General features: G+C 63.0%; 8 protein-coding genes. All 8 read right to left on the reverse strand.

Annotation, left to right across the window (positions count from 1 at the left end; translation table 11 throughout):
* On the reverse strand, positions 1 to 1,867 hold a 1,867-nt coding region (locus tag LJE63_08360), incomplete at its 3' end, for a ComEC/Rec2 family competence protein (protein MCG6906623.1).
* A 279-nt stretch (positions 1,868 to 2,146) separates the two neighbouring features.
* Complete coding sequence (murA, locus tag LJE63_08365) at positions 2,147 to 3,400, reverse strand: UDP-N-acetylglucosamine 1-carboxyvinyltransferase (GenBank protein ID MCG6906624.1); 1,254 nt, start codon at positions 3,398 to 3,400, stop codon at positions 2,147 to 2,149.
* A 141-nt stretch (positions 3,401 to 3,541) separates the two neighbouring features.
* The gene (locus LJE63_08370) at positions 3,542 to 3,703 is read right to left on the reverse strand and encodes a hypothetical protein (protein ID MCG6906625.1); all 162 of its coding nucleotides are present in this window, start codon (positions 3,701 to 3,703) and stop codon (positions 3,542 to 3,544) included.
* Between the two features lie 64 nt (positions 3,704 to 3,767).
* Positions 3,768 to 5,012 carry a polysulfide reductase NrfD gene (nrfD, locus tag LJE63_08375; protein ID MCG6906626.1) on the reverse strand — a complete coding sequence of 415 codons (1,245 nt, stop codon included), beginning with the start codon at positions 5,010 to 5,012 and terminating at the stop codon, positions 3,768 to 3,770.
* Positions 5,013 to 5,118: 106 nt separating this feature from the next.
* Positions 5,119 to 5,916, reverse strand: a complete 798-nt coding sequence (locus tag LJE63_08380; protein ID MCG6906627.1) for a 4Fe-4S dicluster domain-containing protein — start codon at positions 5,914 to 5,916, stop codon at positions 5,119 to 5,121.
* Between the two features lie 18 nt (positions 5,917 to 5,934).
* Positions 5,935 to 8,160, reverse strand: a complete 2,226-nt coding sequence (locus tag LJE63_08385; GenBank protein ID MCG6906628.1) for a molybdopterin-dependent oxidoreductase — start codon at positions 8,158 to 8,160, stop codon at positions 5,935 to 5,937.
* Between the two features lie 75 nt (positions 8,161 to 8,235).
* A complete protein-coding gene (locus LJE63_08390) occupies positions 8,236 to 8,949 on the reverse strand; it encodes a cytochrome c family protein (protein MCG6906629.1) in 714 nt (237 codons plus the stop codon).
* Positions 8,950 to 9,200: 251 nt separating this feature from the next.
* Positions 9,201 to 9,811, reverse strand: a 611-nt coding sequence (ccsB, locus tag LJE63_08395; protein ID MCG6906630.1) for a c-type cytochrome biogenesis protein CcsB, incomplete at its 5' end; no start/stop codon positions are given.

Here is a 9,811-nt window from a genome sequence, read left to right on the forward strand (position 1 = left end):
CGAGAGTGTCCAGCGTCCGAATTTTTCTGCACCAGAGAAAGGGCGCCACCACACGTTCCCCGATATCAAAACGGGTGTTGTCCGAAAAGCCGCCGCCGTCAATCAGCATGCAGTGCCCGCGGGGAAATTCCACCAGGGCGCAACTGCCCTGCTGAACATCGAGCACGGTGACCCGCAAATCCGAACGCCAAAACCGCTGCCAGGACCAATAGCCGATGTCAGCCGCAGCCGTCAGCAAGGCCAGCGCCAGCACCAGCAGCGCCAGCGCATTTGGCGGACGCCAGCCCCCGGCTGCGGCTGGCGCACCTTCCGGGGCGATCGTCGACGCCGGCCGCAACCAGCAAAGCCCTCCCCAGAGGACTGCATAAAAACAGACCACCTCCAGGCGCGTCGGGGTGACGGTTTTGACGGCCGCCCACGGCCAGGCGGCCACCCATTCAACCCCTGTCAGCCCCCAGTCCAAAATGGGGAGGGCGATTCGAAAAGCCTGCGCGGCCAGAAACGGGCTGAAAGCCAGCAGCCCCGCCCCCACCACCCCGAGGGGCACCACCACGAACCCGATCAGCGGCACGAAAAGGCAGTTGGCCGCCAGCCCCACCAGCGATATTTGGTTGAAGTAGACCATCACCAGCGGCAGGGAGCCGAGAAACGCAAGCAGCGAAACCCAAAAGAACATTCCGACCCGCCGCAAGCCAGCCGACCAGACGGAGCCGATGCCCGCCGCCGTCGGTGCGCCGTTTGGGGCGAAAAACCGCCGCAACCCGAAAAGGATCCAGAAGACCGCCCCAAAAGAAAGCTGAAACGAAACCGCAAAAAGGGCTGGGGGATGCAGGAGTAAAATAATCAGGGCGGCCAGTGCAAGGGTGTTGAACAACTCCGGCTCGCGTTCCATAACGAAGGCGCAGAGAAAAACCGCCGCCATGACGACGGCCCGCTGGGTCGAGGGTGACATGCCCGCCAGCAGGCCGTATCCGACAACCGCGGCCAGGGACAACAGGGCCGCCCCCTTGCGGGTCCAGGCATGCCATAGGAGCACTTCGAAGCGGGCCAGCAGCCAGCTGAAAGATCTGAAGAACCCCATGGCGACGATGCCGATGTGAAGTCCGGAGATGGCCAGCAGGTGACCGATTCCGGCCCGGTTGAAGGCGTCCCTGAGCCCGGGTGCAATCCCATCCCGCCGGCCGATCACAAGGGCTTTGAGCACCGCCTGGGCCCTGGGCCGCCCCTGTCCGTCAATCAGCGCGGCCACCGCCTCGCGATAGCGGTTGAGCCGCTTCTGGAAGCCGGAGAGCGGCACCCGCCCTAAAACCGTCAGCTCCCCGCCCGGACAGAAGGCCCTGACGCGCAACCCCTTAAAGGCCATGTAGCGCCGATAGTCAAACCCACCGGGGTTGTTGAAATTGCGAAAGGCGCTGAGGCGGCTTGGCAACATCACGCGGTCTCCGGCCGCAAGCGCAGGCGCGGCGCCGGCCACCGTCACCTGGATTTTACCAGTGACCGCAGTGGAGCCGGCACCATCGGAAAGGGTCTCACCCCGCAGGACGAATTTCATCCGGTGTCCGGAAGTGGCCGGGGCGGCTTCGACAATACCCGTAATCCGCCATTTGACGGGGCCGCTGAAGTTGCTTACATGGTGAGGGGGAAGTTCGGGGGCCACCCAAGGGTGGATTAGAAGGTAGCCCAGAGCGGCAAAAAAAATGGGCACCACCAGGGGGTTGGGATGTCTGCGGACCGCGCCAAAAACCGCGCCAACGAGAGCTGCCGCCAGCGCCCCCCAGGCCCAGGCAGCCCCGTGGGGGAGGCGCTCGCCAACCCAAATCCCCACGATCAGGCCCAGCAGCGCCGGGACCACCGGGCGCAAAGCCATGGCTGAGGGGGACCCCAATTCCGCCGTCCACCCGCATGCGGCCCCATCCGATCGCGTTTCCAAGGCCCCGACCACCCGTTGCGCGCCCCCGCCCGTTTCGGCGCAAACGCCCGGGGCCACAGGGCCCATGCCGGCCGCAATGCGTCGCGGGCATCATCATCAACCGCAATTGGCCGGCGGCCCCTGACGGGTCGCCCCAAAAAAAAGCTGCGATCACCCGGACCATCGGCCGCCTCCGGTTGATGCAGCTTGTATGCCACCGAAAAACGGTGTTGCCGGCTATTCTTTTTCCCGCCGGATCACAGCCCCGAGCCGGGCGAACTTCTTTTCGATCGCCTCGTAACCCCTGTCCAGGTGATAAACCCGGCGCACCTCGGTAACCCCGCGGGCCACCAGACCGGCCAGCACCAGGGAGGCGCTGGCCCGCAGATCGGTCGCCATCACGGGCGCCCCGGAGAGGTGCGGCACCCCCCGCACCGTGGCGGTATTGCCGCTGACCATCACGTCGGCCCCCAGCCGCCGCAGCTCGCTGACATGGATGAAGCGGTTTTCGAAAATAGTCTCGGAGATGACGCTGAGGCCGCTGGCCACCGACATCAGCACCATGAACTGGGCCTGCATGTCGGTGGGAAACCCAGGGTAAGGGGTCGTTTTGATATCCACGCTTTGAAGGATGTCCGGCCCCAGAACGCGCACCGTTTCCTCCCCCGGCTGAACTTCGGCGCCCGCCTGGCGCAGTTTGTGGAAAACGGCGCCCAGATGCGCCGGGTTGCAGCCGGCCACCTGGATATCGCCGCCGGTGAGGGCCGCCGCCACCATGAAGGTGCCGGCTTCGATGCGATCCGGAATGATCCGGGTTTCCACCGGCCGAAGTTCGGGCACGCCCTGGATGGTGATCTCGGCTGTTCCGGCCCCTTGAATGTCGGCTCCCATGGCCCTCAGGGTTTCGGCCAGGGCCACGATTTCGGGCTCGCGCGCGGCATTGCGCAAAACGGTCCGACCCTGGGCCAAAACCGCCGCCATGAGCAGGTTTTCGGTGCCGGTGACGGTGGGGACATCGAAGTCGATCTCGTTGCCCCGGAGCACTTTGGCCGAAGCCTCGACATAGCCGTGCTCGAGTTTAATGTCGGCCCCCAAAAGCGCCAGGCCCTTGAGATGCAGATTGATGGGCCGCGCCCCGATGGCGCAGCCGCCGGGAAGCGACACCCGGGCCCTTTTGAGACGTGCCACCAGCGGGCCCAGCACCAGGACCGAGGCCCGCATTTTGCGGACCAGCTCGTAGGAAGCCTCGGGGCAGCAAAGGCCGGCGGCATTGACGCGCACGCTGCGGCCGTCGCTTTCCACCGCTGCACCCAGCTGGGCCAGAAGTTCCTTGATGCTCTCGATGTCTTTCAGATCCGGTACATTGTGGTAGGTGTTCCAGCCGTCTGTCAACAACGCGGAAGCCAGAATGGGCAGGGCGGCGTTCTTGGCCCCGTTGATCTCCACCCGGCCCCGCAGGGGGCGCCCGCCTTCGATGATGATTTTATCCATGACCGGTCCTTGTGCCGACGGCGAAAAACCGACATGAGCCTTCTCGGCCCCGCCTTGATTTTCTGCTGAAAAACAAAAAAAGCGCCCCCCTCGCGGCATCCCCCGAGGGCAGCGCTTTTTCGTTGCGACAATCGATGCGGCTCAGTGGTGGTGGCCGCCGCCCTTGCCCTTGGCGGTGTCCACGGCCGCCTTGATAACGCAGTAGGTCATTCCCATGCCGATGATGGCAAGCGCATACCACAACCCGCCGTGAAACACCATGTGCCCCATATCCCAGATCCACTCGAAATTAAACGGAAACATTCCGTCCTCCTTTTAAATCAGCGCCGCCCCGGCGATGGGCCCGGGCATGGGGCGCTGGCAGTCGTCACTCCACCGGGTTGAGTTCCCTTTCCTGGGGGAAAATCGGCAGGTAGCGGTGCGAGAGCATAATCAGGATCACCCCGTAAGCCACCGGCAGGATGGTGGTGGCGATTTCCTGCCAGCTGGGAAAGTACATATTCCAGCTTTCAAACGGCAGTACCGGTATCGCCAGCACCTGAAGGACCATCACCCAGCGGTTGAGGCAGACACCGATGGCGGCCAGGGTAACGGCGGTAAAAAGGGTCTTGCGGTTGGTGCGCCCCCTTTTGGTGATCAGGATCAGGGCGGGCAGCAGCCCGCAGACCACCACCTCGGCGAAGAGGATCCAGTAGCCGTAAACCGACCCGGGGTTTTGGGTGTAAAACTGGCCCAGCACCAACCCTTTGGAGGGAGCGGTAACGAATGCCCAGTAGAGGGTGTCCCCGATCTTGGCGATGATGTAAGTCAACAGCATCCATCCGCTGATCTTGGCCAGCAGATCGATGACCTCCTGCTTGACCAGGGTTTTGCCGGTTAATTTTTCGGTCAAGCGGGTGACGAAAATCGTGAAGGACGGCCCGGCGGCGGCCGCCGACCAGGTGAACAGAAAAAAAGTCCAGGGCCAGATCAGGACCCCCTCGCGGTAGCCGAAGGGACGCCCGTAGAGGACCCCGGCCACCCCTCCCAGGGACCCCTGGTGGAAAAAGGACAGAAAGGCGCCGGTGGCGGCAAAAACCGCCATGATTTCGTGCATGTTGTGGGCCAGGTTGTGCAGGAAGGGCACCTTGTTCAGCTGGCGGTTTTCCAGGACAAGCGGGATATACTCGACGGTCAGCACGGCGAAATAGACCGAAAGACAGAAGGCCACCTCGGTGAGCATCGAGTGAACGTTGGCGTGCCAGAAGATGAACCAGCCGCGCAGCGGCTGGCCGATGTCGATGGCCAGGATCAAGAGCGCCGAACTGTAGCAGATAAAGCCGATCAGGACCGCGTAGTTGATGATGTTTTTAAGCAGGTCCTTGCCCACCACGTAACGCAGAAAGCCGGTGAAAAAGGCGCCGCCGCCCAGGGCGATGACCGCCAGGTCGGCCCAGATCCAGAGGGCAAACCCGTAAGCATTGTTCATGTTGGTCTGGTTCAAACCCTTGATCCAGCAAAGCAGCATGGCAAAGACGCCCCACAGCAGGACAACGCTGACCACGCCGATGCTCAGCAAAAATTTCCCCAGCGGTGCGCGTTTGACGCCTTCAGGAATTAATGCAGAATCCATTTGAATGTGCTCCTCATTGCCTGCGGTTGGGGTGACAGCGGCCCCAGGGCCTCTAGGAGAATCATGGCCCCGGGGGCGGAGACTTCGGACCGGCTACCGCGCGGCTTCAATGGTGGCCGGAGGCAACGGCGCCGGTTTTTTCGTGCTCCAGGTAGTTGTCGCCTGCCCGTCGGACCCATTCCCGGCTGGAAATGTAGTAAACTTTGGGGTTGGTGCCCAACCGCTCCAGCAGGCGGAAGGCACGCGGGTCGTTTTTCAGCTCATAAACCTTGTGTTTGGGGTTGTTGAGGTCTCCGAAGGTGATCGCATCGGCCGGGCAGGCCTGGGTGCAGGCCGTCTGATATTCCTCTTCCGCCAACTCGCGCCGCCCCTCGGCATAGGCTTTGTCTTTGGCCAGCTGGTAGCGGTGGAAGCAGAAACTGCATTTTTCGACAACCCCCCGCATGCGCACCGACACATTGGGGCTGAGGTATTTTTCCATGCCGTCGGGCCAGACCGGGTCCCACCAGTTGAACAGCCGCACATGGTAGGGGCAGGCCGCCATGCAGTAGCGGCATCCGAAGCAGCGGGTGTAAATCTGGCTGACGATGCCGGTCTCCATGTCGTAGTCGGTGGCGGTGGCCGGGCAGACCGACACGCAGGGAGAGTGGCCCGCGTGGCCTTCGCACTGCTGGCAGGGTCGCGGCAGATAGCAGATATCAGTTTCCGGGTAGGGCTTGCCGTTGTTTAACTTGTAAATCCGCAGCCAGGCGGTGCTGAGCAGTTTGTCGGTTTCATCTTTGCGGAAGGGGACGTTGTTTTCGGCCATGCAGGCGGCCATGCAGGCGCCGCAGCCCGTGCATTTGTCCAGGTTGATGACCATGCCGTATTTCTTATTCTGCTTGTGCTCGTGGTCTTGTTTCATCAGAACCTCGTATCCAATTTAGGCCTTAGTCAACTTCGCCCGAATCCCCCAGGCCGCATCGAGGCCGGATGCGGGGTCCGCAACCGGGCCGGCCAGCATGTTGTAGTTGACCCCCTTGCCGGCGATAAACTCGTCGAAGGCCGTATGGCCCAGACCGGTCGGCATGGCGACGACACCGGGGCGGACGCCCTCGAAGAGATTGACCCGAACACGGGCGGCGCCCACGGGCGTCTGCAGCTCGGCCGCCTGTCCCTGGGAGAGGCCCAATGAGCTGGCGGTTTGCGGGTTGAGCTCCACCAGAACATCGTCGCCCTTGAGCACGGTATCGTCCACGGCTTTGGTCATGAAGGGCGGGTTCCCGATCCAGCCGTTGGTCAGGCGCATGGAGTCAAAGGGCATCAGCAGCAGCGGGAACGCCTTTTCATCCCCCGGCAGCACGATGGGCTCGGAAAGGGCCAGACTGGTGATGGCCGCATTGGTGAACTCGAATTTCCCCGAGGCCGTTTCGAAGGCATGCGCCCAGTCGGCCGGCTGAAACCCCGGAACCTCCCAGAAGCCGTCGCGGTTGAGGGGGCCCCAGGCCCCCGCCAGGGTCATTTGAAGACAGGCCTCGTAGGTTGGCCAGGGGAAAGCGCTGCCGACCGTCCCGCCGATGGCGCGCGCGATCTGGATGACGACGTCGCCGGTATGGCGGGTGTTGAACTGCGGGGCGACCACCGGCCGCGAAAGCCCGATAATTGGGCGGGTCAGTCCCAGCGGGGTGGGCACATCCTCGTAGCGTTCCAGATTGGTGTGGTTGGGCAGAATCAGATCGGCATTGACGGCGGTTTCGTCCATGAAAGAGGAAAAACTGACCACGAAGGGGACGGCCGCGATGGCTTTTTGCACCGCGGCGGCGTCGGCCAGGCTGTAGCAGGGGTTGGCCCCGCTGACCAGAAGGGCCTGCAGGGGATACCCCTGGCCGCTGTTGACGGCCTCGACCAGCCGGTTGGGCAGGTATTTGGCGTACGGGAAGCCGTCGCTGCCGGCGCCGTCCAGGCGATCCTGCTGAAGTCCGGCAACGGCCAGGGCGTCCATCTCGGCTTCGGCCCAGTCGATGTATTCGATTTCGGGCATCGCCCAGACACCCCCGGGGCGCTGCAGATTGCCCACCAGGGCGTTGAGGGCGTGCACCGCCATGGACTCCGCGAGGCTGCCGGGAGTGTTGCCCTGGCCGCGGCCGCAGATCGCCAGGGGCTTGCGCGCCCGGGCGAACTCGCGTGCCAGGGCTTCGATCTCGGCGGCCGGCACCCCGCTGACGGCGGCAACGGCATCCGGGGCGTAGCCGGCCAAAACCCCCTTCTGCCACTCGTCAAACCCCTCGGTGTGATGTTTGATGAAATCCCGCTGGTAGAGCTTTTCACGTAGGATCACATGGGCCAGGCCCATGGCCAACGCCGCCTCGGAGCCCGGGTTGACGGGCATCCAGCGGTCCGCCTTGGCCGCCGTGGTGGACAGGCGCGCTTCGACCTGCACCACCTTGCCGTAGCCGCTGCGCCAGCGGCTGTTGGCCCGAAACATCCGCACCGGGGCGCCCCAGCCCTCGAGGATGCCGCTGCCGAAGCTTAGCAGGTAATCGGTGTTCTCGACGTCAAAGCCCGCCTGGGGGTTGCCCCCCTGCATGAGGCCGAGGGTCATGGCATAGGTGTCGTGAATGGTGGGCAGGGTGAAGAAATTGGGGGACCCGTAGACCGTCAAGAGGCGGCTGAAGAGCTGGGGGAGCGTACCGCGATCCGAGCCGCAGATGGCGGCCACGGTGTGGCCTTCACCTTTTTCGCGCAGTTCGCCCAGCTTCTGGGCAACCTCGGCTACCGCTTGGTCCCAGGAGATGGGCTGCCAGTGGCCCGCGCCCCTATCGCCGACCCGTTTCAGCGGGGTCTTGACCCGCGAGGGACCGTAGAGCAGCTGCAGGCCCGAAACGCCCAGAATGCAGATGCCGCCGTCGTTGACCGGGTGCCCGGCCATCCCTTCGATCTTGACGGCGCGCTGATCGATTTTGCGCACGGTGATCCCGCATGCCGCCGGACAGAGGGTGCAGGTGGAATTGACATGGGTCGCCTCGCCACCGGGGGGGACAGGGGTCCAGGGCCAGTTCTGGCTCCAGATGGAAATGTCGTCGGTGAGTTTCCAGGGCAACGGCGTAAGCGCCGTTCCGACGGTCCCGCCCGCTGTGAGCGCCAAAAAACTTCTTCTATCTATTTTCATAGATTATTCCTCTTCGTCCTGCCAAGCGATCCATTGCCGAAGTTGCCGCGGTCTGGCCCGCCGTTGTGAGGTTCATCAGTTGTGGCACTTGAAGCACCCGCCGCGCTGGGTCTGAACGCTGTTCTGGTTGACATCGTTGAGCCGGTGGCAGTTGGCACAGTCGTTCATCTTCATGCGATCCCAGGAGTTCTGTTTGAAGCCGGCGATGTTCCGCCCCCAGATGTCGCGGCTGTAGCCGGTGATCCGGTTTTCCTCATAAACGCGGCTGGTTTCCGATTCGCCGATATGCCCGTGGCAGGTGACGCAGTCCATCTCGCCCATCTTGACGTGCGCCGCGTGGGAGAAAAAAACGCAGTCGGGCTGTCGCGAGTAGACCAGCCACGGCACTTCGCGGCCCTTGGCAATGTACTCTTCGACGAATATCCGCTCGTCTTCGGTCTCCCCCTGGATGTCTTCGTGGCACTCGATGCACGCGGCGTTTTGGGGGATGCCGGAAAAGCTGCCGTCCTCGCGGAAGTAGTGGCAGCTCTCACAGCTGTTTTCGACCATCTCGACGTGCACCGCGTGGTTGAAGTTGATCGGCTGATGCTTCTGGGAATAGAGCAGCTTGGGGAAAACAATCCAGCCGACCACGAGACTTCCCACGAACCCGACAATGAAAAAAAGGGTCACGACGCCGGCGACACCGTCTCCCTGTTTTGGGTTGTCGTCTGATTCGGCTGGCGGGTGGGAAATGTCGTTTTCTGACTCGTTCGGGACCTCGTGCGACCTCTCATCGAATTCAGCCATGAAAACCCCATCATCATTGTGGTTTATGGTAAAACTAGGCGCAGGAAAAATTGGTACACCTGTACCCACAGAACTGTTTTTTGTCAAGCCTAATTGCTGGCTTGGTCAAACTCCCGGCGGGGCGCCTGGAAATGGCGGCAGCCGCCCTGCCACAGGATTTGCGTGGCGTTGCGCACCGCCGCCGCCAGCAACCGTGGCCTTGCGCTCCTCGGCAGGCGGGTGATTCCCGGTGGGCGGCGACGCCGCGGGTTTTACTGCCCCATGGCCCCGTAGGAGTGCAAACCGGGGAGAAAATTCACCCCGAAATAAGTGAACAAAACGGCCATAAAACCCGCGATCGAGAGGAAGGCCACCCGTTTTCCGCTCCAGCCGCGCATCATCCGGGCGTGAAGCAGCGTGGCGTAGACAAACCAGGTGATAAGCGACCAGGTTTCCTTGGGATCCCAGCCCCAGTAGCGCCCCCAGGCCGAGTTGGCCCAAACCGCCCCGGTGATGATGCCGGCGGTGAGAAACACGAAGCCGAACAGGATCAACTGGTAGTTGAGTTCATCCAGGACTTCGCCGGAAGGGAAACGCGCCAGCAGGTCCCCGCCCGCACCGGCCGCCCGCTGCTTGGCCAGATACATCGTGCTGACCCCGAAGGCCACGGCAAAGGAGGCATAGCCCACAAAGCAGGTGATCACGTGGACGATCAACCAGTTGCTCTTGAGGGCCGGCACCAACGGCTGGATGCGGTCGCTGACAACGGGCGAAAGTGAGGCATAGGCCATCGCCAGGAACACCAGCGGCAGCGCAAACGCCCCGATCACCCGATTCTTGTAGCGGCCTTCGACCACCAGGTAGATGCCGGCGGTCATCACCG

This window comes from Desulfobacteraceae bacterium, assembly GCA_022340425.1.
In the GTDB taxonomy this organism is placed as follows: Bacteria; Desulfobacterota; Desulfobacteria; order Desulfobacterales; family JAABRJ01; genus JAABRJ01.

Coding starts and splice junctions, on each gene's coding strand:
- murA (MCG6906624.1), bottom strand. CDS start 3,400: ATGGATAAAATCATCATCGAAGGCGGGCGCCCCCTGCGGGGCCGGGTG.
- LJE63_08370 (MCG6906625.1), bottom strand. CDS start 3,703: ATGTTTCCGTTTAATTTCGAGTGGATCTGGGATATGGGGCACATGGTG.
- nrfD (MCG6906626.1), bottom strand. CDS start 5,012: ATGGATTCTGCATTAATTCCTGAAGGCGTCAAACGCGCACCGCTGGGG.
- LJE63_08380 (MCG6906627.1), bottom strand. CDS start 5,916: ATGAAACAAGACCACGAGCACAAGCAGAATAAGAAATACGGCATGGTC.
- LJE63_08385 (MCG6906628.1), bottom strand. CDS start 8,160: ATGAAAATAGATAGAAGAAGTTTTTTGGCGCTCACAGCGGGCGGGACC.
- LJE63_08390 (MCG6906629.1), bottom strand. CDS start 8,949: ATGGCTGAATTCGATGAGAGGTCGCACGAGGTCCCGAACGAGTCAGAA.